Origin of the sequence: Collinsella sp. AM16-21, from assembly GCF_003471905.1 — a bacterium.
Taxonomy (GTDB): Bacteria; Actinomycetota; Coriobacteriia; order Coriobacteriales; family Coriobacteriaceae; genus Collinsella.
The window spans coordinates 280,163-301,847 of the sequence record NZ_QRKJ01000001.1 but is presented as its reverse complement, the minus strand read 5'-3'; the positions used below and the strand labels follow the sequence as shown (position 1 = coordinate 301,847).

21 protein-coding genes and 1 tRNA gene are annotated in these 21,685 nt (G+C 60.3%); 19 read left to right on the top strand and 3 right to left on the bottom strand.

The features are described 5' to 3' along the window. Positions 1-90: 90 nt before the first annotated feature. The 13 genes from rdgB to DW180_RS01275 all read left to right on the top strand — a co-directional run bounded on the left by rdgB (position 91) and on the right by DW180_RS01275 (position 13,162). Positions 91-732 (top strand): RdgB/HAM1 family non-canonical purine NTP pyrophosphatase, encoded by a 642-nt coding sequence (gene rdgB, locus DW180_RS01335; protein ID WP_118237034.1) that lies wholly within the window; start codon positions 91-93, stop codon positions 730-732. A 3-nt stretch (positions 733-735) separates the two neighbouring features. After that, positions 736-1,182, top strand: coding sequence for a D-aminoacyl-tRNA deacylase (gene dtd / locus DW180_RS01330; protein WP_055286755.1), 447 nt, complete (start codon positions 736-738; stop codon positions 1,180-1,182). 114 nt (positions 1,183-1,296) lie between these two features. Then, the gene (locus DW180_RS01325; RefSeq protein ID WP_118237032.1) at positions 1,297-1,593 is read left to right on the top strand and encodes a Veg family protein; all 297 of its coding nucleotides are present in this window, start codon (positions 1,297-1,299) and stop codon (positions 1,591-1,593) included. A gap of 2 nt (positions 1,594-1,595) precedes the next feature. Next, complete coding sequence (gene ispE / locus DW180_RS01320) at positions 1,596-2,492, top strand: 4-(cytidine 5'-diphospho)-2-C-methyl-D-erythritol kinase (protein ID WP_118237030.1); 897 nt, start codon at positions 1,596-1,598, stop codon at positions 2,490-2,492. A gap of 49 nt (positions 2,493-2,541) precedes the next feature. Then, positions 2,542-2,618: transfer RNA gene (locus DW180_RS01315), tRNA-Pro, on the top strand. A 112-nt stretch (positions 2,619-2,730) separates the two neighbouring features. Beyond that, positions 2,731-3,006, top strand: coding sequence for a twin-arginine translocase TatA/TatE family subunit (gene tatA, locus DW180_RS01310; RefSeq protein WP_022094895.1), 276 nt, complete (start codon positions 2,731-2,733; stop codon positions 3,004-3,006). Positions 3,007-3,112: 106 nt separating this feature from the next. After that, positions 3,113-3,583 (top strand): transcription elongation factor GreA, encoded by a 471-nt coding sequence (gene greA, locus DW180_RS01305; RefSeq protein WP_006234960.1) that lies wholly within the window; start codon positions 3,113-3,115, stop codon positions 3,581-3,583. 79 nt (positions 3,584-3,662) lie between these two features. Beyond that, the gene (gene lysS / locus DW180_RS01300) at positions 3,663-5,627 is read left to right on the top strand and encodes a lysine--tRNA ligase (RefSeq protein WP_118237026.1); all 1,965 of its coding nucleotides are present in this window, start codon (positions 3,663-3,665) and stop codon (positions 5,625-5,627) included. A 418-nt stretch (positions 5,628-6,045) separates the two neighbouring features. Beyond that, on the top strand, positions 6,046-7,614 hold the full coding sequence (locus tag DW180_RS01295; protein ID WP_233539767.1) for a threonine/serine exporter ThrE family protein: 1,569 nt from the start codon (positions 6,046-6,048) through the stop codon (positions 7,612-7,614). A gap of 297 nt (positions 7,615-7,911) precedes the next feature. Further along, a complete protein-coding gene (locus DW180_RS01290) occupies positions 7,912-10,554 on the top strand; it encodes an ATP-dependent Clp protease ATP-binding subunit (protein WP_117790139.1) in 2,643 nt (880 codons plus the stop codon). A gap of 124 nt (positions 10,555-10,678) precedes the next feature. After that, positions 10,679-11,038 carry a type II toxin-antitoxin system RelB/DinJ family antitoxin gene (locus DW180_RS01285; RefSeq protein WP_099432102.1) on the top strand — a complete coding sequence of 120 codons (360 nt, stop codon included), beginning with the start codon at positions 10,679-10,681 and terminating at the stop codon, positions 11,036-11,038. Continuing rightward, complete coding sequence (locus DW180_RS01280; RefSeq protein WP_117635965.1) at positions 11,035-11,556, top strand: PIN domain-containing protein; 522 nt, start codon at positions 11,035-11,037, stop codon at positions 11,554-11,556. The genes DW180_RS01285 and DW180_RS01280 overlap by 4 nt, the downstream gene beginning before the upstream one ends. 148 nt (positions 11,557-11,704) lie before the next feature. Next, entirely contained in the window at positions 11,705-13,162 is a 1,458-nt protein-coding gene (locus DW180_RS01275) for an aminoacyl-histidine dipeptidase (RefSeq protein ID WP_117799679.1), read from the top strand. A gap of 127 nt (positions 13,163-13,289) precedes the next feature. On the opposite strand, the gene DW180_RS01270 is transcribed toward DW180_RS01275, so the two are convergent. The 3 genes from DW180_RS01270 to DW180_RS01260 all read right to left on the bottom strand — a co-directional run bounded on the left by DW180_RS01270 (position 13,290) and on the right by DW180_RS01260 (position 15,733). Further along, complete coding sequence (locus DW180_RS01270; protein ID WP_118237022.1) at positions 13,290-14,594, bottom strand: type II toxin-antitoxin system HipA family toxin; 1,305 nt, start codon at positions 14,592-14,594, stop codon at positions 13,290-13,292. Then, entirely contained in the window at positions 14,595-15,026 is a 432-nt protein-coding gene (locus tag DW180_RS01265) for a helix-turn-helix domain-containing protein (RefSeq protein WP_118237020.1), read from the bottom strand. Positions 15,027-15,154: 128 nt separating this feature from the next. Next, on the bottom strand, positions 15,155-15,733 hold the full coding sequence (locus DW180_RS01260) for a manganese efflux pump MntP family protein (protein WP_118237018.1): 579 nt from the start codon (positions 15,731-15,733) through the stop codon (positions 15,155-15,157). Between the two features lie 385 nt (positions 15,734-16,118). Between DW180_RS01260 and disA the strand changes: the two genes are divergently transcribed. The 6 genes from disA (at position 16,119) to DW180_RS01230 (ending at position 21,610) form a co-directional block, all read left to right on the top strand. Continuing rightward, on the top strand, positions 16,119-17,159 hold the full coding sequence (disA, locus tag DW180_RS01255) for a DNA integrity scanning diadenylate cyclase DisA (protein WP_369831362.1): 1,041 nt from the start codon (positions 16,119-16,121) through the stop codon (positions 17,157-17,159). Continuing rightward, positions 17,159-17,887, top strand: coding sequence for a 2-C-methyl-D-erythritol 4-phosphate cytidylyltransferase (gene ispD, locus DW180_RS01250; RefSeq protein WP_118237016.1), 729 nt, complete (start codon positions 17,159-17,161; stop codon positions 17,885-17,887). Before disA ends, ispD begins: the two co-directional genes overlap by 1 nt. Then, positions 17,877-18,371 carry a 2-C-methyl-D-erythritol 2,4-cyclodiphosphate synthase gene (ispF, locus tag DW180_RS01245; protein WP_006234975.1) on the top strand — a complete coding sequence of 165 codons (495 nt, stop codon included), beginning with the start codon at positions 17,877-17,879 and terminating at the stop codon, positions 18,369-18,371. Before ispD ends, ispF begins: the two co-directional genes overlap by 11 nt. Positions 18,372-18,374: 3 nt before the next feature. After that, positions 18,375-19,841, top strand: coding sequence for a cysteine--tRNA ligase (gene cysS / locus DW180_RS01240; protein ID WP_118237014.1), 1,467 nt, complete (start codon positions 18,375-18,377; stop codon positions 19,839-19,841). Between the two features lie 167 nt (positions 19,842-20,008). Beyond that, positions 20,009-20,929: a 23S rRNA (guanosine(2251)-2'-O)-methyltransferase RlmB gene (rlmB, locus tag DW180_RS01235; RefSeq protein ID WP_118206421.1), complete on the top strand. Its 921-nt coding sequence runs from the start codon at positions 20,009-20,011 to the stop codon at positions 20,927-20,929. A gap of 3 nt (positions 20,930-20,932) precedes the next feature. Further along, entirely contained in the window at positions 20,933-21,610 is a 678-nt protein-coding gene (locus tag DW180_RS01230) for an NYN domain-containing protein (protein ID WP_055309418.1), read from the top strand. Positions 21,611-21,685 lie beyond the last annotated feature (75 nt).

The window sequence follows — 21,685 nt, the reverse complement described above, 5'->3', positions numbered from 1 at the left end:
AAGTATAAGACTGCCGTTGATTGAGAGGGGAGAGGCGGAGGCCCTCGTCGCCCTCGGCGCGGCATTGCTATAGAGACAAGGAGACCACTCATGGCACTTGAGAAGATCGACATCGACACCCTCGACCCGGCGGCGACCATTGTCGTGGCAACGGGCAACGCCCATAAGCTCACCGAGATCGAGGCCATTTTAGGCAAGGTCATGCCCGAGGTTCGCTTTGTGGCGCTCGGCCAGCTGGGCGATTTTGAGGACCCCGAGGAAAACGGCACGACGTTTTTGGAGAACGCCATCATCAAGGCGCAGGCTGCGGTCGAGGAGACGGGCCTTATGGCCATTGCCGACGATTCTGGCCTGGTCGTTGATGCCCTGGACGGCGAGCCTGGCGTGTATAGCGCGCGCTATGCGGGCGTGCACGGAGACGATGCCGCCAACAACGCCAAGCTTCTCGTGAATCTGGAGGGCGTGGCCGACGAGGATCGCACCGCGCGCTTTAGGAGCGTCGTTGCGCTCATCGACACGGACGGTTTGGTCACCTATGGTGAGGGCGCCTGCGAGGGCACTATCGCACACGAGGGCCGCGGCGATCACGGCTTTGGCTACGACCCGCTGTTCCTGCCGGTCGACACGCCGGGCAAGACCATGGCCGAGCTGACGGCGGACGAGAAGAACGCCATCAGCCATCGATTCCATGCGCTCGAGCACCTATCCGCCAAACTGACGGGCGAGGAGTAGGCCGTGCGCGCGGTGGTGCAGCGCGTGCTCAACGCCGGCGTGACGGTCGACGGCGAGTGCGTGGGCCGTATTGGACGTGGCTACCTGGTGCTGCTGGGCGTGGGCCACGGCGACACGCGCGCCGAGGCCGATAAGCTGTGGGGCAAGCTCCGGGGCTTGCGCATTAACGAGGACGAGAACGGCAAGACCAACCTGGCACTTGCCGATGTCGACGGCGAGGTGCTCGTGGTGTCGCAGTTCACGCTGTTCGCCGATTGCCGCCACGGTCGCCGTCCGTCGTTTACCGATGCGGGCGCGCCCGATGTTGCCAACGAGCTCTACGAGTACTTCCTGACGCTCGTTCGTCAAGATGTCGAACACGTGGCGCACGGCATCTTTGGCGCCGATATGAAAGTCGACCTCGTCAACGACGGCCCATTCACCATCGTCCTCGATACCGACAATCTGTAAGTAGCCAAATTAGCTACTTGCGCGTGGTCGCAACAGGGTGCTATAGTATTAGAGTTTTGTCTATCTTAGGGGTATTATCCCCTTTTTGAATTGCATCTTCTGGAGGCCCTGTTCATGGAAGAGATGGAAGTCAATCACGTCGACGACATCCACGAGAAGCTGACCAATATGGTGGGCGATCGCGTTAAGGTGAAGGCCAACATGGGCCGCACCCGCGTCGTCGAGCGCATGGGCACCATCAAGAGCGTCCACCCCGCCGTCTTTATCGTCGAGGTTGACGAGCGCCGAGGCCGCAAGTCGCGTCAGTCCTACCAGTATATCGATGTCCTCACCGGTCAGGTCGAGCTGTTCGACCCCGAGAGCGGCGAGCATATCTTTACCCCGCTCGGCAATCAGCTCGAGGAGCACTAACGGTGACCGATCGGTCCCTGACTCTTTCCGCGCCGGCAAAGATTAACCTCTATCTGGGGGTTCATACCGAGCGCGACGCCCGCGGCTATCACAGAGTCGACTCCCTGATGGCAGCCGTCGGTCTTGCCGATACCGTGACGGTCACGCCGGCGCAGGTGCTGACCGTCCAGACGGTTCCGGCATCAGATTTTCCCATGCAAAAGAATACGGCGTATCGGGCTGCGGTTGCTATGGCCGAGCATTATGGTCGCGAGGCAAACATCTGCGTGACGATTGAGAAGCGCATTCCATTGTGCGCCGGCTTGGGCGGTCCCTCGACGGATGCGGCCGCGGTCATTGTCGCCTTGGCGGAGCTCTGGGGAATTGATCGCTCCGACCCCGCGCTCGACGACATTGCGCGGGGCATTGGTGCTGACGTCCCGTTCTTTTTGCACGCGAGCCTTGCGTTCTACGTAGGTGGGGGAGACGTGCTGGCAACTGAGTATCCCGCGCTGCCCGCAACGCCCGTCGTGTTGGTCAAGCCGCGCGAGGCAAGCGTTTCGACAATTGAAGCCTATCGACGTTTTGACGAGGCTCCGGTGCCTACAGACAAGCCCGGCGCGATAGCTTCTGCCTTGCATGCTGGTGATGCCGAGACGGCATATGCGCTCATCCATAACAACCTAGGTGTCATTTCCGCACAGATGGAGCCGCAGATTCAAATGGTTCTCGATTGGCTGCGTAAACAGGACGGCACCGTTGCTGTAGATGTGTGCGGATCGGGTGCCTGCTCATTTGCCATTTGCGACACCGCCGCCACGGCCGAAAGGCTTGCCGACGCTGCCCTGCAAAACGGCTGGTGGTCCTGCGCGACGGAGCTCATTCCCAACACGGTTCGCATCGAAGTGCCAAAGAAGTAAAAATTTCTCTAGCACACGACGGAAATCTTTGTTACTATAGTCGAGCTAACGGGTTGTGGCTCAGTTTGGTAGAGCACTGCGTTCGGGACGCAGGGGTCGCTGGTTCAAATCCAGTCAACCCGACCAGAGCATGAGGAGGGACTGCTTCTTGCGGTCCCTTTTTTTAGCTATTGTTGTGATACCGCGATACCCGCGGTATACTCATTCGAGCTTGTCTCGCTGTATTGTGGAGGTCTACATGTTTGGACTGAGGGCTCCTGAGCTCATCATTATTCTCGTCGTTGTCCTGATTATCTTCGGGCCCAAGAACTTGCCGAAGCTCGGCAAGTCCCTCGGCTCTACCGTCAAGAATATCCGCGAGGGTATGGAGGGCGACGATAAGGCCGAGACCAAGCAGGCCGAGGAGGTCGTGGTCGAGCAGTCCGAGGAGGACAAGGAGATCGCTGAGCTCGAGGCCAAGCTCGCTGCTGCCAAGAAGAAGCAGGCAGAGGACAGCGACGCGGACGCAGAGTAGTCCCATCCCTTTGGGGTGAGCACCTGACCGGCTTGCCCGCAGGCTAGCCGGTCTTTTTCGTTTTGTTGACAGTTGATTGTTTGATCAGAGTTGGGGAGATATCCGTATGGACGCAAGCCAGATCGTACTGACCGCTGAGGGCCGCCAGAAGCTCGTCGAGGAGCTCGCTTGGCGTGAGGGTGATTACGCCAAGGAGATCGTCGAGGACATCAAGGAAGCCCGCGCGTTCGGCGACCTTTCGGAGAACTCCGAGTACGATGCCGCTAAGGACAAGCAGGCCCAGAACGCCGCTCGTATTGCCGAGATCCAGGCCATCCTCGCCAACGCTCAGGTTGCTGCCACCACGGGCGATCTGACCGTCTCCATCGGTTCCACCGTTTCTCTGATTGATCCCAACGGTGAGGTCATGGAAGTCACGCTTGTCGGTACCACCGAGACCAACTCGCTCGAGCACAAGATCTCCAACGAGTCTCCGGTCGGTCACGCCATCATCGGTCACGGCGAGGGCGATTCCGTCGAGGTCGTTACGCCTTCCGGCAAGACTCGCGTCTACACCATCGCCAAGATCGCACGCTAGACCACGGTCCCGCGTAAAGGTATGTTTTCGCTCCCTGGGACCGAATCCTGGGGAGCGTTTTAGTTTGAGGAGCTAACTTATGGCAGAGAACCAGAACGCCGCCGATCAGGCATCGACGCTCAACGACGAGCGCGCCACCCGCCTGGCCAAGCGCGCCGCCCTGTTCGAGGCGGGCCAGAACCCCTATCCCGAGCACTCTGAGCTTGAGGACTACGTCGCCGATATCGAGGCTAAGTACGCCGAGCTTGCCGATGGCGAGGACACCGAGGACGTCGTGAAGATCGCCGGCCGCGTGGTCGCCAAGCGCGGTCAGGGCAAGATCATGTTCATCGTCGTGCGCGATGCGACTGCCGAGATTCAGCTGTTCTGCCGCATCAACGACATGGACGAGGCTGCCTGGAATACGCTCAAGTCCCTCGACCTGGGCGATATCTTGGGCGTGACCGGCGTGGTCGTGCGCACCCAGCGCGGCCAGCTTTCCGTTGCCCCTAAGAGCGCGACCCTGCTTGCCAAGGCCGTTCGTCCGCTGCCCGAGAAGTTCCACGGTCTTTCCGACAAGGAGACCCGCTATCGCCAGCGCTATGTCGACCTGATCGCCAACGACGACGTTCGCGAGACCTTCCGTAAGCGTTCGCAGATTCTCTCCACCTTCCGTCGCTTTATGGAGTCCGACGGCTACATGGAGGTCGAGACCCCCATCCTGCAGACCATCCAGGGCGGCGCTACTGCTAAGCCGTTCATTACCCACTTCAACGCGCTCGATCAGGAGTGCTACCTGCGTATTGCCACCGAGCTGCACCTCAAGCGCTGCATTGTCGGTGGTTTTGAGCGCGTGTTCGAGATCGGCCGCATCTTCCGTAACGAGGGCATGGACCTTACCCACAACCCCGAGTTCACCACGATGGAGGCCTACCGTGCCTTCTCCGACCTCGAGGGCATGAAGGCGCTCGCCCAGGGTGTCATTAAGGCGGCTAACAAGGCCATCGGCAACCCCGAGGTCATCGAGTACCAGGGCCAGACCATCGACCTTTCTGGTGAGTGGGCCAGCCGTCCCATGACCGACATCGTCTCCGACGTGCTCGGCAAGCAGGTCACCATCGATACTCCGGTCGAGGAGCTTGCTGCCGCCGCGCGCGAGAAGGGCCTGGAGATTAAGCCCGAGTGGACCGCCGGCAAGATTATCGCCGAGATCTACGATGAGCTGGGCGAAGACACCATCGTCAACCCCACGTTCGTGTGCGATTACCCCATCGAGGTCAGCCCGCTTGCCAAGCGCTTTGAGGACGACCCGCGCCTGACGCACCGCTTTGAGCTGGTTATTGCCGGCCACGAGTACGCCAACGCGTTCTCCGAGCTCAACGACCCGGTCGACCAGGCCGAGCGCTTTGCTGCCCAGATGGCCGAGAAGGCCGGCGGCGACGATGAGGCCATGGAGTATGACGAGGACTACGTGCGCGCCCTCGAGTACGGTATGCCTCCCGCGGGCGGCATCGGCATCGGCATCGACCGCGTGGTCATGCTGCTCACCAACCAGGCTTCCATCCGCGACGTGCTGCTGTTCCCGCACATGAAGCCCGAGAAGGGTTTCCAGTCCGGTGCCGCTGCCGCCAAGGCTGCAGAGGCCGGCAACGCCGCGAGCCCGTTCGTTACGTCGCTTAAGCCCACGCTCGATTACTCCAAGATCGCCGTTGAGCCGCTGTTTGAGGAGTTCGTCGACTTTGATACCTTCTCCAAGAGCGATTTCCGCGCTGTGAAGGTCAAGGCATGCGAGGCCGTCAAGAAGTCCAAGAAGCTGCTGAACTTTACGCTCGATGACGGTACCGGTACCGACCGCACCATCCTCTCCGGTATTCACGATTATTACGAGCCCGAGGACCTGGTCGGCAAGACCCTGCTCGCCATCACCAACCTGCCTCCGCGCAAGATGATGGGTATCCCCAGCTGCGGCATGCTCATCAGCGCCATCCACGAGGAGGAGGGCGAGGAGCGCCTCAACCTGATCCAGCTCGACGCTTCCATCCCTGCCGGCGCAAAGATGTACTAAGTAGTTACGCGGTTCTACGAACCGCGTAACGGCTCGACGCTGCGCGGGCCGCATTTGGACAATCTGACGTTCAACTTCAAGGGCGCGACCAGAAGGTCAGCGCCCTTTCGTTTCACGTCACCTTGTCTCAAATGCAGCCCGCTCGCTGACTTATGCTCAACCTGCGGCGCCATTTTGTTTGAAGGCACCTTGCTCACTCTGGCGGGCTTTCGCTGTCCGTCCTCTACCTGTGGCGTTGCCCTGGTTGGCACTTAGGGACGTTCCTCTTGTGCCGGCACTTGGGGACGGTCCTAGCCGCCTGGGGTCTACCGGTGCATTGGGGGTTTACGCCTTCCATGCATGACAGTCGTCTCTTTTATGTTTCCTTTAGCCGTCGCTGCCTAGGATGGGAGTTAGTCGGCAGGAAGGGAGCGTCTATATGGACGACGCGAGCGAGCGTGCAATCGAAGAGGACATGCTCGATCAGTTCAACTACTTTGATGATGAGGACGAGGAATTGATCGACCGTCGCGAGCCGGCGGCGCTCGATACTTTCGACCTTGTTGATGAAGAGCCCGACGAGGACGAGGTCGGATCAGCGGAGCCCCCACAGTCTTCGCGCCTTGACTCGCTGCTTTCGAGAGCCCCCATGCACCACGGTGTTCGTGCCGGCGCACTCCATATGAAAACTGACTGGCACCAGATCGTGACGGCAGGCGATGAGCTTGCCGTCGATGCGCCGCTCACCGATAAGTCATCCATCATCTGCCGCACCGGTATGCTTATGCTCGCGAGCGGAACGGGTGCCTGGCGTGTACGCGATACCATGAATCGCGTTGCCGCCGTACTCGGTGTCACCGTCCACGTTGACTTAAGTCTTCTGTCGTTTGAGTGCACCTGCATCGAAGATGGCCACTGCTTTAACGAGGTTGTCAGCCTGCCCACAACGGGAGTCAATACCCATCGCATTTGGATGATGGAGAGCTTCCTAAAGGAAATCGAGACGTATGGGCGCCGGTTTACCGTGCACGAATACCACGAGATGCTCAAGACCGTTGAGAGTTCAAAACCCGATTACTCTCCCTGGCAACAGGGCCTTGCGGCAGCTTGTGCTTGCGGCGCCTTCGTCTTTTTGCTCGGCGGCGGCCCTATCGAGATGGCCTGCGCATTCGTAGGCGCTGGTGTTGGCAACTTTGCTCGCTCTCATATTCTCAAGCAGGGTCTTGGCCAGTTTAGCGCGCTGACGATTGGCGTTGCGCTCGCTTGCGTTTCGTATCTGCTGACATTGCTCGGCCTTGGCCAGGTCGTACCGGGGGCAATGTCGCACCAAGAAGGCTATATCGGCGCCATGCTCTTTGTGATTCCCGGCTTTCCCCTCATTACGGCAGGCCTCGACATCGCTAAGCTCGATATGCGAAGCGGCATTGAGCGTCTTTCGTATGCCGTGTCGATTATTGTGATGGCGACCCTTGTGGGCTGGATGGTTGCCGAGTGTGTGGGGCTGGCACCGGATGATTTTGCCCCGCTCGGCCTTTCGCCGCTTGCCCTTACGCTCCTGCGCGTGGTGATGAGCTTTGTTGGCGTATTCGGCTTCTCGGTGATGTTCAACAGCCCGGTAAAGATGGCCGCGGCAGCTGGGCTGATCGGCGCCGTGTCCAATACCTTGCGTCTGACCCTTGTTGATGCGTCGGCGCTGTTTCCCTTCCTGGGTCTGAGCTTAGGTATGCCTCCCGAGGCGGCAGCGTTTATCGGTGCGCTGGTATCGGGCCTGCTCGCGAGCTTAGCCGAAATCAAGCTCACCTACCCACGTATCGCCCTCACGGTGCCATCGATTGTCATTATGGTGCCGGGCTTGTATCTGTATCGCTCGATGTATTACATGTGCACCTTCGACACGGTCAATATGCTCGGCTGGTTTGTGCGTGCAGTGCTCATTGTGGCGTTTCTGCCCGTTGGCCTGGGCGTGGCGAGAACCCTCACCGACTCTCGCTGGCGCCACACCAGCTAATTGGTGCAAATGAAACTGATCCGCAAAACATGAACGTGGATAATCTCCCGTTTTTGGCCTGTTTACGGGCTCAAAACGGGAGATTATCCACGCTCGTGGAATGGGTGTCCGAAAATCCACGCTCGTTGGGCCGATGCAGAGGCACCTGGCAATTCCTTTTTTGTAGACGTTGTCGCGCGGCTACGGGCAGGAAAGGTCCCAACGGTTAACATATACTCCATATGGGTAAAGAGACCAAAGCGCCGCCACGAGTGGCGCTTTGCGTTTGAAAAACTAGCTCGTCTAAGAGGAACTAGCATGTTAGACCGTTTTACCGATCGCGCGCGCAAGGTCATGTCCATGGCCAAGCAAGAGGCGCTCGATCTGCACTCAAATAAGGTGGGCACCGAGCACCTGCTGCTCGCGCTCGCTAAGGAGGACGAGGGTATTGCCGCCGAGGCACTGCGCTCGCTCGATATCTCCTACGATGACATCATGGATACCCTCAAAGAGGTCCAGACCACGGTTCCCGAGCCCAGCGAGGAGACCGAGGCTGCCAAGCTCGCCTTTACGCCGCTCGTCATCAGCGTGATGGAGCGCTCCTTCCGCGTGGCACGCGAGAACAACCAGACCTACGTTTCGACCGAGCACTTGCTCATCGGCATCGTCGAAGAGGGCAACGGCATGGCCATGGACATCCTCATGCGCCTGGGTGTGTCGTCCGCCTCCATCAAAAAGGCTATCGAGAAACTCACCGCCAAGGACCAGGATAAGAAGCGCCCGCTCGCTGGCGCCGGTGCTGGTCGTCCCGGTACGGGTCTGCCGTTCTTTAGCGGCTCGGATGCCTCCCAGCAAAAGGGGAGCGGCACCGATACACTTAAGCAGTTCGCGACCAACCTTACGCAGAAGGCGCGCGACGGCGAACTCGATCCGGTGATCGGCCGCGAAAAGGAAGTCCAGCGTATGATGGAGATCCTTTCGCGCCGCACCAAGAACAACCCGCTTATCCTGGGCGATCCCGGCGTGGGCAAAACGGCCATCGTCGAGGGCCTGGCGCAGCAGATTGCTGCTGGCAATGTGCCCGAGAATCTTATGAACCAGAATATCTGGACGCTCGATCTGCCGGGTCTTGTCGCGGGTGCCAAGTATCGCGGTGAGTTTGAGGAGCGCCTCAAGAACGTGATCCAGGAGGCGACCGAAGCCGACGACGTCATCTTGTTTATCGACGAGATGCACACCATCATCGGTGCCGGTTCTGCCGAGGGATCCATCGATGCAAGCTCCATGCTCAAGCCCGTGCTCGCGCGTGGTGCCTTCCAGATTATCGGCGCTACCACGGCCGAGGAATTCCGCAAGTACCTCACCAAGGACCCGGCCTTCGAGCGTCGCTTCCAGACCATCGATGTCGAGGAGCCGAGCGTCGAGGACACGGTCAAGATCCTGACTGCGCTCAAGCCGCGCTACGAGGAGCACCACCACGTGCGTTACACGCAGGGTGCCATCGAGGCCGCTGCGAACCTCTCCAACCGCTACATTCAGGATCGCTTCCTGCCCGATAAGGCCATCGACCTCATTGACGAGGCCGGTGCCCGCGCTCGCATCGCCGCGAATCGCGCACCCGAGCCGGTGCGCGAGGCCGAGCATCGCATCGAGGAACTCAAGGCTGCCGCACAGGAGGCTACCGAGAGCGACGACATGAACAAGGCCGCCGAGATCACCGAGCAGCAGAAGGCTGCCGAGATTGAACTCGCCGAGGCCAAGGCTGCCTGGACCGCCGAGCTCGACGCCAGCCCGCTCACCATCGACGTGAGTCAGATCGCCGACATCGTGTCCGTGACTTCGGGCGTGCCGGTGTCCTCGCTCACCGAGAGCGAGAGCCGTCGCCTGCTGCAGACCGAAAGCGTGCTCAAGACCCGCATCATCGGCCAGGACGAGGCTGTCGAGGCCGTTGCCAAGGCCGTGCGCCGCAGCCGCTCGCCGCTTAAGGACCCGCGTCGCCCCGGCGGCAGCTTTATCTTCCTGGGCCCCACCGGCACGGGCAAGACCGAGCTCGCCAAGACGCTCGCCGAGTATCTCTTTGGCAGCAAGGACGCGCTTATCAGCTTCGATATGTCGGAGTTTGGCAGTGAGTTCGAGGTCTCTAAGCTCATCGGTAGCCCTCCGGGCTATGTGGGCCACGACGAGGGCGGCCAGCTCACCAAGGCCGTTCGCCGTCATCCGTACTCGGTCGTGCTGTTCGACGAGATCGAGAAGGCGCACCCCGACATCTTCAATATCCTGCTGCAGGTGCTGGAGGAGGGCCGCCTGACCGATAGTCAGGGCAAGACGGTCGACTTCCGCAACACCGTGATCATCATGACGTCCAACGTGGGCGCCCGCGAGATCGCGCAGGATGCGAGCGTCGGCTTTGGCACCACCGGCGAGCAGGGTCTCACCTCGAGTGAGATCCGCGGCCGTGCGATGGGCGAGCTCAAGCGCCTGTTCCGCCCCGAGCTGCTTAACCGTATCGACGATATTGTGGTGTTCCAGAAGCTCTCGGGCGAGAACCTGACTAAGATTGCGCACCTGCTGGTGGACGATCTGCGTCAGCGTTTGATTGCCAACGGCATGAACGTCAAGCTCACCGATGCGGCCTATGACAAGATCGTGGCCGAGGGTACCGACCTCACCAATGGCGCGCGTCCTCTGCGTCGTGCCATCCAAAAGCTCATCGAGGATCCGCTGTCCGAGGAGCTGCTGGCCGGCGAGTGGGGCGAGGGCGATACCGTCCTGTGCGACGTGGCCGATGGCAAGTTTGTCTTTAGCCACGGCACGGGCGAGATCCCAGCACCGCGTCCGGCAGGTACGCTCGGTGGCGATACCACCCCGGCGGCACCGCACACCGGCAACGCCGCGCCCGTGAGCAGTGGCGTGAGCTCGGGCCCCGGTGGCATGATGCAAGCCGGCTCTGGTGCGCTGTAGGGATTGAACATACCTTGTATAACGGGGGCGTTTCCGATAAGGAAGCGCCCTCATTTCTATTGAAATGCGCTTCAATCTGCCGTGCTATACTAAAATCGAGATATAGTATAGCAAAGGAGCTGATATGCCTACGTCAATACTCGACACGCGGCCAGTTCAGATGAACGTGCGTATAGATCGCCAGCTCAAAGAGGCGGGAGACGCCGTCCTGACTCATATTGGCATGACGCCGTCACAAGCCGTTCGGACACTTTGGGAGTATCTGGTCGTTAACGGACGCATGCCCTCGAAGGGAGACGCGGCGGCTCCGGTTTCTGACGGAGTGGAGCCCCGGCGCATGGAGTCAAGGGCCGCGCAAGGCAGCCATATCGTTCGCGATTCGTGCCTCAAATACGGCATCCCCATCCCTGAGTTCTCGGGAGACTATGACGACCTCTATGAGGAGGCCATGGCGGAGCGCTATCCCGAGTGGGTGGAACTATGAGCACAGAAGGCGTCCTCAAGCTGTTAATCGATACCAACGTATGGATGGATTATTTTTCTGGCAGGTCCGACCGTACGGCAAATGTCGTCCATCTGATCGAGATTGCCGACGCCTCGGAGCGGATTGCCCTGTTTGCCTCGTCGCTTTCGGTCAAAGACGTTTCATATCTTGTCTCGGCGGCAATCAAGCAGGAGTGCCGAAGAAAGACTGGCTCACTGAGCGATAACGCCATTGCGGCGGCAGACGAAACGGCCTGGGCATGCGTTCGACAGATGCGCGAGCTAGCCCTCATCGCCCCGGTCGGTGCAGACGAGGTCTTCGACTCCTTTGTGTTCAAGTACCACCACAATGACTTTGAGGACGACCTGATGCTGGGCGTCGCCAATCGCATTGATGCCGATTACGTCGTGACGGAGGACAAGAATCTTATTAAACATACCAATGGTGTATGCATTAATGTTCAACAGGCGTTGAGGTTGGTTGGGGGGTCCAACGTTCCCTCTGCACGGCCCGTCTAGCTTGCTTTACCTTGATAAAGTGGCGTTTCCTCACCGTTAGCCGATGATGCAAGGGCGCTCGGCGTTTTCGACTGGTTTATGCACGCAAAGTCTGGGAATATACAAGTCGCATATCTTACTGTCTAACCAGTTGCGCCAAGGAGGCACCATGGACTACAAGATTACCGGCTACGAGCCCGCTCAGCTGTTCCATTTCTTTGAGGAGGTCAGCGCGATCCCCCGTGGGTCTGGCAACGAGAAGGGCATCAGCGATTTCCTGGTTGCGTTTGCCAAGGAGCGCGGCCTCGACGTGTATCAGGACGAGGTCTACAACGTCATCATTCGCAAGCCCGCATCTGCCGGTGCCGAGAATGCCCCGACCGTGATGCTACAGGGCCACATCGATATGGTGTGCGACAAGTTGGGCTCCGTTGAGCACGACTTTACGACCGACGGTATCGACCTGGTCGTCAAGGACGGCGTCCTCACCGCTAACGGCACCACCCTGGGCGCCGACAACGGTATCGCCGTCGCGCTTATGCTTACCGTGCTCAACGATGATTCGATTGTCCATCCGGCCCTCGAGTGCGTATTCACCACCGACGAGGAGACTGGCCTGGTCGGCGCCGAGACGCTCGACAAGTCCCAGATTAGCGCCCGCACCATGATTAACCTTGACTCCGAGGAAGAGGGCGTTGCCACCGTCAGCTGCGCCGGCGGCGTCGTCGTTACCTACACCTGCCCGATCGCGCGCGAGCACAAGACCGGTAGCGCCCTCACGCTCGACATCTCCGGCCTGCTGGGCGGTCACTCCGGCAGCGATATCAACCTGGAGCGCGGCAACGGCAACCTTATCATGGCCCGCATCATCGACCGCCTGATGGTTGCCGGTGAGCCCGCCATCGTCAGCTTCAACGGCGGCACCAAGGACAACGCCATCAATCGTGAGTGCAAGGCTGTTCTGGTCTACGCCGACCACGCTGCCGCCGAGGCCGCGGCCGAGATCGCCCGTGGCATCATCGCCGACGTTACCGCCGAGCTCGAGGTCTTCGACCCCGGCTTTACCTGCACTGTCGAGATCGCCGACAACGCCGAGGTCGAGGCCATGGACGAGAAGTCCGCGCTTGCCCTCATCCGCGCTCTGCGTCTTGCCCCCAATGGTGTGATTCGCCGCAACGTCGCCACCGACGGCTCAGTCGAGGTTTCCTCCAACATCGGCGTGGTCGCCACTTCCGATGATCAGGTCAAGATTATGCTGTCCCCGCGCTCCTCGATCACCTCGCTGCAGAACGAGTTCAAGGACCGCCTGCAGACGCTTGCCGATGTCCTGGGCTTCGACGCCAAGTTTGAGTTCGAGTATCCCGGCTGGAGCTATGCCGAGCATTCGCCGGTCCGCGACGTCTTTGTCGAGAGCTATCGCGAGCTATTTGGCTCCGAGCTGCGCATCGAGTCCATTCACGCCGGCCTTGAGTGCGGCCTGTTTGCCGAGGCCCTGCACGGCCTGGACGCCATCGCCGTGGGCCCGACGCTCTCCGATGTCCACACCCCGGACGAGAGCATGGAGCTCGCTTCTGCCGAGCGCTTCTACGAGCTGCTCATCGACGTCCTCAAGCGCCTCGCTGCGTAAAGGTTGCGCTAGCGGCAGTCCGAGCCACGTGCTGGCGGATTGCAAATGACATTACGAGAGGGGGCATCCGAACTTTTGCGACGGGTGCCCCCTCTCTTCTTTTAAAAAATGGGAAATTGATTGGCGTCTAGCCCATATCCGCCCTGATGAGGTCGAGGGTTCGCTGGCAGTTTTCGCGGACGGGGCCGAGCATATGCTCGCGCAGGTCCGCCATGCCGGGCAGGTCGGCGTATTCGTCCATGACCTCTTCCATGCAAATGGGTACCTCGTAGGCGAGGTCCATCATGGTCGCAAAGCAAAACTTCTCGGATAGCCCGGCATCGGTGAGCGCCGTCTCCAGCGCGGGGTCGCCCATACCGTGGTATCGGCGGATAGCACCTGGACCGATGCGCCCCACACGATTTTCGCCGCCAACGCTCATAGCAAGGCGTGCCCGACGTCGCATGCGCTCATACGCCAAGCCCGATGCGACATCGTACATGGGTGCGAGTGCCGCGTTTGTGCCTTTGCCTAGGATGAGCGAGTAGTTTTTAGCGTGTGCGTCAGGCGCTCCGATAATGGCGTTATAGAACAACATATAGGTAAAAAGCACAAGATTCATGTGGTGGGGGACTGTGTTAATCAGTCGTTCTTGGATGTCTCGTGTAGTCGGTCCTCCGTCGGCGGTGTATTTCTGGCCTGGCAATACACCGAGCGCCTGGCAAAAGTCCTCCTGATGCAGCCTTTCGATACTTCCGCTGCTAGTGACCATTCTGTCGTACCGTTCAACGACGAGCGCGGCTTCATCTTCAAATGTGCAATAGGAGACGTTGGCAGTTGGAACGCCAACACGCCGAGCCGTTTTCATGCAGACGAATTCGTTTAAGGCCTGATGTTTGAACCCAACGACACCATTTTTGAAGATATGGGTAGTGGGGGATGACCCTAGACATTCGCACCATTGGCCATCATGCCAAGCTAGTGCAAATTTGCCTTGGTTGCCGCCCAGGGACCAGCTTTCGTTGGAGCCCATCCATGTCTCTCTTTCGTCATCGCGAATTGCTTTGAGCTTGTGAGCGATTTGAGAATCGGTAAGCGGGCGGTATGCCGAGACCCTGCCGCGGGCGGCGCCTAATTGATCGGTTCGACAAAACTGAACGGCCCCCGCGCAGTCAAGACCGATATGGCACAAGAGGGCGACGGGGTTGTTGGATGCAACGTCATGCTCGGCGGCAATAGCGCGACGCTGCTCTTGACTGTCGGGCAAAAGGCCAAATAGGAACGGGCGGACGATGTTATGGCCATACGTGCGATTGGAAAGCGGCATTGTTAGCGATAGCGGTGCCCCGCGATAGGTTGGGACGTATACAAAGCTGCAGAGTCCATGCTCGTCTTGCCGGAGAGTGCCTGCGATTTCGCCACAAATGAGGGTCGCAAGCTCTATCTCTGCCATTTATTTCACAACCTTACAGCCAAAGGAGAGGTCTGAAGTGCCGGAAAGGCCTTGCTCGGCTGCGATTTGGGCCAGCAAGGCACCATAGGAAGATGGCGTTCCTTGTCGGGCGGGTCGTCTGCCTACACTTGGCTTGGGCAGGGCATTCGAGTTCGCGATAGGGAGGTCCGCTATCGTCGTCGGATGTTTAAAGGGTGATGCGATTGGGTCGTTATCGCTTTGCACAAAGAGACTTATGCCGAGTGCGTTAAAGACGGTCAGTAACTTGTCGAGCCGAATGCCCGTGGCGTCGCCCAGCTCGAGCGATGCGAGCAGGCGCTCCGAAACACCGGCTTTTTTAGCGAGGGTCGCACGAGTGATCCCCTGTGCCTTGCGCGCTTGGCGCACGTAGATGCCAGCTTGACGCGGCGTGGTGATGGGAAGGGTATCCATGGCGATCTCCTAACGTGCAGACTTTTGCATATCAGTATGACATGCAAAAGTCTGCACGAAAAGGCAATATGCAAAACTCTGCATGAGGCCTTGTACTGGCGTTGAGTTTTGAGCGATTGTGTTTGGCGTCACAGCGCCAAAATCCCCAGATGCTCAAGCAGAATCTTGAGGCCGATGAGAATGAGCACGACGCCGCCCACGATGGTGGCAGGCTTTTCGTAGCGCGCGCCAAAGGTGTGGCCGATCGCTACGCCGGCGACGGAAAAGATAAACGTTGTGACGCCGATAAGCGATACAGCGGGAACGATGTCAACCGAGAGCGCCGCAAATGAGATGCCTACGGCTAGGGCGTCGATTGAGGTGGCGATGGCGAGGATCAGGTACTCGCCCAGGTCAATCTTTTCGGCATCCTTGTCGTCGCCTTCATCCTCGTCCTCGGTAAAGGCTTCCCACAGCATCTTGCCGCCGATAAAGGCCAAAAGGACAAAGGCGATCCAGTGGTCGATGGGCCCGATGATGCCCATGAATTGACTGCCGAGCGCCCATCCGATTACGGGCATGCCGGCCTGAAAGCCGCCAAAGAACAGGCCGAGCACCACGGCGACTTTAAGGTTGATCTTCTTCATGCCAAGGCCCTTGCAGATGGAAACGGCAAAGGCGTCCATCGAAAGGCCAATGGCAAGCAGCGCGAGCTCTGCGAGTCCCATAGTCTGGCTCCCTCTCTGCGGGCGGGCCCGCGTGTACCTCTTGGGGGAGCAACAAAAAAGACCCGTGGCGTATGCGTTGCGCGCACAGCCACGAGTCTCGTTCATTAAGGCAAGCCAGGCCGCATCGGCCAGTGTGTTGACTTACCGCGCCACCGGAGGCGAACCCGGTCACGCGACTACTCCCTCATATATGTGAATCCCGATGCTACCACATAAGCAGCTCATTTGGGTTGGGGCTCTTTTGACTACCCCAGCGGTGTTCGCTCATTCTGTAAGCATCGGATTTCGCAAGCGCCGCAGGGACAAACCGTGAGAAACTATTTAGCGTTTATGGAGCGTATACGATGGGAGCGATGCCTTGGATAAGAACGAGCTGCAAAAGCGTATGGAGCAGGCCATTCGCCTGACGGCACCTGGCCAGCCGATCCGCACCGCCCTCGACATGATCATTGCCGGTCACCTGGGTGCCCTTATCTGCGTCGGCGACACCGAAAACGTGCTCGCTGCCGGTAACGACGGCTTCCCGCTCAACATTTCGTTTACCTCGAACCGCCTGTTCGAGCTTTCCAAGATGGACGGCGCCATCGTCATCGATGGCGACCTCACCCAGATCCTGCGCGCCAACTTTCACCTCAATCCCGATCCCTCGCTCGCCACGAGTGAGACGGGCATGCGTCACCGTACTGCCGCTCGCATGTCGGTGCTCACCGATGCCATCGTGATCTCGGTTTCGGCTCGTCGTGCCGTCGTCAACGTGTACGTTCACGGCAAGAGCTACGAGATCCAGCCCGTCACCACCATCATGAGCTCGGTCAACCAGCTCGTCGCCACGCTCCAGACTACCCGTCAGTCGCTCGACCGCTCCTTGCTGCGCCTGACGGCCCTTGAGCTCGACGACTACGTCACGCTCGCCGACATCACCGGCATCTTCTCGAGTTTCGAGATCATGCAACAGGCAAAGACCGAGCTTAAGGATTGCATCGTCAAGCTGGGCAACCAGGGCAAGCTCGTGCAGATGCAGCTCGAGCAGCTCGCGGGCTCCAGCATGGATACCGAATACGACTTGATGATCCGCGACTACGCGAGCGATTCTTCCGAGGCAAACGCCGAGAAGATCCGCGCCAACCTGAGCCGTATGACGCCCAAGGACCTATCCGACCCGCAGCATGTGGCGGCGGTTCTGGGTTACGACGACCTGGACGAGGACTCCGTTATGACACCTCTGGGCCTGCGTACGCTTTCGCGCGTGTCTGTCGTGCGCGACGGCGTGGCCGAGAAGATCGTCGACGAGTATGGCTCGCTGCAGGAGCTCATGGACGACATCAGCGAGGATCCGGAGCGCCTGGGCGACTTTGGCGTCAACAACCCTGCCATTCTTGCGGACTCCTTGTACCGCATGAAGGGCACCAAACAGGGGAACGCATAATGGCGCCCGTATGCGCCGTGGTCGTTGCCGGTGGCAGCGGCCAGCGCTTTGGTAACCCCGGTGGCAAGCAGCTCGTCAATGTAGCGGGCCGTCCGCTTATGAGCTGGTCCATCCGCGCATTTGATCGTAGCGATAAGGTCGGCCACATCGTCGTGGTTTGCCCTGTCGAGCGTCGTGCCGAGATGCGCCGCCTGGCTATCGACCCGTTTGACTATGACACGCCCATCAGCTTTGCCGATGCCGGCGATACCCGCCAGGATTCCACTCGCGCCGGCGTGCACGCGGTGCCGGCGGGCTTTGAATACGTCGCCATTCACGATGGCGCTCGTCCGCTCATTACGACCGAGGCCATCGACCACGCTATCGACGTGCTCGTGAGCGCCCGCGCCCTCGATGGTGTCGTGTGCGGCCAGCCCGCGATCGACACGCTCAAGATTGTCGATGGCGACAACATCGTCGAGACGCCGCCGCGCGAGCTGTATTGGGCCGCGCAGACGCCGCAGATCTTTAGCGTCGATGCTATGAAGCGCGCTCATTCCGAGGCAATTGCCGAGGGCTTTATCGGCACCGATGATTCGTCGCTGGTCGAGCGCATTGGTGGGCGCGTCCGCTGCGTCCAGAGCCCGCGCGACAACCTTAAGGTGACGGTGCCCGAGGACCTGCGTCCCGTAACCGCGATTCTGCTCGGTCGCATGGCCGAGGGAGAGGACCTTCCCCATGTTCAGTAACCTGCGCATCGGCCATGGCTACGACGTTCACCGTCTGGTGGAGGGGCGTCGATGTATCATCGGCGGTGTCGACATTCCCTACGAGCGCGGCCTGCTGGGCCACTCGGATGCCGATGTGCTCGCGCACGCCTTGGCCGACGCCATTCTGGGAGCCTGCCGCGGGGGAGACATCGGCAAGCTATTCCCCGACACCGATCCCGCCTACGAGGGTGCCGATTCGATGGTGCTGCTCGCTCGCGTGATGGACTATGCGCGCGAGCTGGGCTTCGAGTTTGTCGATGCCGATTGCACCATTGCCTGTCAGCAGCCCAAGATCACTCCGCACCGCGATGCCATGCGCGCCAACCTTGCCCATGCCCTGGGCGTTGACGTCGAAAACGTGGGCGTCGCCGCCACTACGACCGAAAAGCTCGGTTGGGAAGGCCAGGGCGAGGGAATCGGTGCCTGGGCCGTCTGCCTGCTACAGAAAACCGTTAAGGAGTAACGAATGCGTATCTACAACAGCGCTACCCATAAAAAGGAAGAGTTCCAGCCCATCGAGTCCGGCAAGGTCCGCATGTACGTGTGCGGCCCCACGGTCTACGACAACATCCACATCGGCAATGCCCGCACGTTCATCAGCTTTGACGTGATTCGCCGCTGGCTCATCGCGAGCGGCTACGAGGTCACGTTCGCCCAGAACCTCACCGATGTCGATGACAAGATCATCAAGCGCGCCAACGAGCAGGGCCGAACGGCCGCCGAGGTCGCGACGGAGTTCTCCGACAAGTTCATCGGCGTCATGCGCGCCGCCAACGTGCTCGATCCCGATGTGCGCCCCCGCGCCACCAAGGAGATCGGCCCCATGATCGCTATGATCAAGACGCTTATCGAGCAGGGCCATGCCTACGCCGCCGATAACGGCGACGTGTACTTTGCCGTGCGCAGCGATCCCAACTATGGTCAGGTTTCGGGCCGCAACATCGACGATCTGATGGTTGGCGCGCGCATCGAGGAGAACGAGGACAAGAACGACCCGCTCGACTTTGCCCTGTGGAAGGCCGCCAAGCCCGGCGAGCCCAGCTGGCCGAGCCCCTGGGGCGAAGGCCGTCCCGGTTGGCACACCGAGTGCGCCGCCATGGTGCATCGCTACCTGGGCACCCCGATCGACATCCACGGCGGCGGCTCCGACCTTGCCTTCCCGCATCACGAGAACGAGTGTGCCCAGGCCACCTGCGCCTGGCACCAGGGTTTCTCCAACACCTGGATGCACACGGGCATGCTGCTGGTAGACGGCGAGAAGATGTCCAAGTCGCTCGGAAACTTCTTTACGCTGGCCGAGGTGCTCGAACAGCACTCTGCTGCGGCCCTGCGCCTGCTGATGCTGCAGACGAGCTATCGCTCGCCGCTCGACTTTTCTTGGGAGCGCCTGGAGGGTGCCGAGAACTCGCTTACGCGTATCGCCGGTACGGTCGAGAACCTGCGCTGGGCCGCGAACCATGCGGCGGCCGATGCCGATGAGGCAGCATCTGAGGCGTTTGCCGCCAAGGCCGCCGAGACCCGTGCCGCCTTTAAGGAGTGCATGGACGACGACTTTAACACTGCCGGTGCCATGGGTGCTGTCTTTGGCTTTGTGACCGAGTGCAACCAGTACCTGGAGCAGGCGGGCGACGCTGCCGACAAGGCCGCCGCGCTTGCCGCCGCCGATACGCTGGTCGAGCTGCTCGATACGTTTGGCGTTGTGCTTCCCGAGCCCAAAGTCGAGCTGCCGCTTGGCCTGCTGGGCGTTGCCGCCGGTTTGGTTGCCTACATTGGTGACGACGTGGATGAGGCCGCTGCCAAGATTCTCGAGGCTCGCGCCGATGCCCGTGCCGCCAAGAACTGGGATCTGGCAGACGCCATCCGCGACCAGCTCAAGGACTTGGGTCTGACGATTGAAGATACGGCCGCCGGCACTCGTATTAAGACTCTCTAATCCCTGCGGGTTTTCCAAGCACCCGACCGCCCGAGCCACGGCACCTTGCCTTTCAATCGTCGGGCATGACCTCAAGGTCTATGCCCTTCTCTTTCAAGGCAATCTGCCGCACCTCGGGCGGTCGGTCTATTTGTTTCGTTTGATAGTTGTATTTAGGAGGTCGCTTTATGGCCGACAATCGCAAGTGTGCGCCTCGTGGTGGCAAACAGGCTGCTTCTGGCTCGCGCCCGATTCGCCGCAATGACCGCGCTGCCGCTTCCAAGGACCAGCGCGAGCGCTCCCAAGCCCAGGCTGCGCGTTCGCAGCGAGATCGCAACCGCGACAACATTCAGGTCCCCAAGGGCGAGTTTATCGAAGGTCGTCGTGCTGCCGCCGAGGCGCTGCGCACTGGTTTTCCCATCAAGTGCGCGCTCATCGCCGAGGGCGGGGAGCGCGATGCCGCCTTGTCGCGCCTGGTCGATGACCTCAACGCCGCGGGTGCCCGCATTAAGTATGTGCCGCGCGCGCAGCTCGATGCGCTGTCGAGCCATGGCGCTCACCAGGGCATTGCGCTCGAGGTGGGTAATTTCCCCTATGCTGATGTCGCCGATATCCTCGATCGCGCGGGTGACGGACCGGCGCTCGTCGTCGTGCTCGACCATGTGACCGACGATGGCAACTTTGGTGCGATCGTGCGCTCCGCCGAGGTCGTGGGCGCGGCGGGCGTCATCATTGCAAACAAGCGCGCCGCCGGTGTGACCGTGGGCAGCTACAAAACCTCTGCTGGTGCCGTCATGCACCTGCCCATCGCGCAGGTTCCCAATATCGCCCGAGCGCTTGACGACCTCAAGGCCGCCGGCTTTTGGGTGAGCGGTGCTTCCGAGCACGCCAAGGGCAGCTGCTGGGATGCTCCCTTTGAGGGCCGCGTTGCGCTCGTCATGGGCTCCGAGGGCGACGGCATCTCGCGCCTGGTGCTCGAGAAATGCGACTTTTTGACCAAGCTTCCCCAGCGCGGCATGACCGAGAGTCTCAATGTGGCCCAGGCGACCACCGCGCTGTGCTTTGAGTGGCTGCGCCGCAATGCCGGCGAGCTCATGGGGGAGGAGTAGCGCATGTCCAAGAAGAACCGCGCCAAGTCCAAGGCCAAGCGCTTTGGCGAGGGCTCGGCCAAGCCAATTGTTTCGGCCGCGACCTATGGCGTGGGCGGCAATGCGTTTGCGCAGGCTATCGCCGACCCGGTCTCGACGGTGCACTCCAATAAGCCCGAGCTGCTGGTGGTCGACGGCTACAACGTGATTCACTGCACGCCGCGCTACGAAAAGCTCGTCTACGACCATTCCGACGATCCATATTCCAGCGACGTCCACGATATGGCTCGTACTGCGCTTATCAACGATGTCGCGGCGTTTGCCCAGGGCCGTTACGAGGCCGTGATCGTGTTCGACGGCGCGGGCAACATCTCCAACGAGCGCCCCAACCTACCGGCCCGCGGCGTGCGCATCGAGTTCTCGCCGACGGGCGTCTCTGCCGATACCGTGGTGCAGAAGCTCTGCATCGAGGCGCGTGAGGAAGGCCGCGCGTGCTCCGTGGTATCGAGTGACGGCACAATACAGGCCGTCGTCATGGGCAAGGGCGTCACGCGCATCTCGAGCCGTATGCTGGTGGACGAGATCAAACAGATCGACAACGACGTTCACGAGGCAGAGGAAGCTCCGCAGATCAAGATGACTCTGGGCAGCCGCCTGAGTCCCGATGCCCTGGCCAAGCTCAAGGCCCTGCGCGGACGGTAGGGGATTATCCATAGAGACCCGTTTTCCAATTGGCCGGCCCGTTGATTTGTAATCAATGGACTGTGGGTTGCCGTC

Excerpts from the sequence above, each read along its gene's own strand:
- rdgB (WP_118237034.1), top strand. The coding sequence starts at position 91 with ATGGCACTTGAGAAGATCGACATCGACACCCTCGACCCGGCGGCGACC.
- DW180_RS01325 (WP_118237032.1), top strand. The coding sequence starts at position 1,297 with ATGGAAGAGATGGAAGTCAATCACGTCGACGACATCCACGAGAAGCTG.
- tatA (WP_022094895.1), top strand. The coding sequence starts at position 2,731 with ATGTTTGGACTGAGGGCTCCTGAGCTCATCATTATTCTCGTCGTTGTC.
- greA (WP_006234960.1), top strand. The coding sequence starts at position 3,113 with ATGGACGCAAGCCAGATCGTACTGACCGCTGAGGGCCGCCAGAAGCTC.
- lysS (WP_118237026.1), top strand. The coding sequence starts at position 3,663 with ATGGCAGAGAACCAGAACGCCGCCGATCAGGCATCGACGCTCAACGAC.
- DW180_RS01295 (WP_233539767.1), top strand. The coding sequence starts at position 6,046 with ATGGACGACGCGAGCGAGCGTGCAATCGAAGAGGACATGCTCGATCAG.
- DW180_RS01290 (WP_117790139.1), top strand. The coding sequence starts at position 7,912 with ATGTTAGACCGTTTTACCGATCGCGCGCGCAAGGTCATGTCCATGGCC.
- DW180_RS01285 (WP_099432102.1), top strand. The coding sequence starts at position 10,679 with ATGCCTACGTCAATACTCGACACGCGGCCAGTTCAGATGAACGTGCGT.
- DW180_RS01280 (WP_117635965.1), top strand. The coding sequence starts at position 11,035 with ATGAGCACAGAAGGCGTCCTCAAGCTGTTAATCGATACCAACGTATGG.
- DW180_RS01275 (WP_117799679.1), top strand. The coding sequence starts at position 11,705 with ATGGACTACAAGATTACCGGCTACGAGCCCGCTCAGCTGTTCCATTTC.
- DW180_RS01270 (WP_118237022.1), bottom strand. The coding sequence starts at position 14,594 with ATGGCAGAGATAGAGCTTGCGACCCTCATTTGTGGCGAAATCGCAGGC.
- DW180_RS01265 (WP_118237020.1), bottom strand. The coding sequence starts at position 15,026 with ATGGATACCCTTCCCATCACCACGCCGCGTCAAGCTGGCATCTACGTG.
- DW180_RS01260 (WP_118237018.1), bottom strand. The coding sequence starts at position 15,733 with ATGGGACTCGCAGAGCTCGCGCTGCTTGCCATTGGCCTTTCGATGGAC.
- disA (WP_369831362.1), top strand. The coding sequence starts at position 16,119 with ATGGAGCAGGCCATTCGCCTGACGGCACCTGGCCAGCCGATCCGCACC.
- ispD (WP_118237016.1), top strand. The coding sequence starts at position 17,159 with ATGGCGCCCGTATGCGCCGTGGTCGTTGCCGGTGGCAGCGGCCAGCGC.
- ispF (WP_006234975.1), top strand. The coding sequence starts at position 17,877 with ATGTTCAGTAACCTGCGCATCGGCCATGGCTACGACGTTCACCGTCTG.
- cysS (WP_118237014.1), top strand. The coding sequence starts at position 18,375 with ATGCGTATCTACAACAGCGCTACCCATAAAAAGGAAGAGTTCCAGCCC.
- rlmB (WP_118206421.1), top strand. The coding sequence starts at position 20,009 with ATGGCCGACAATCGCAAGTGTGCGCCTCGTGGTGGCAAACAGGCTGCT.
- DW180_RS01230 (WP_055309418.1), top strand. The coding sequence starts at position 20,933 with ATGTCCAAGAAGAACCGCGCCAAGTCCAAGGCCAAGCGCTTTGGCGAG.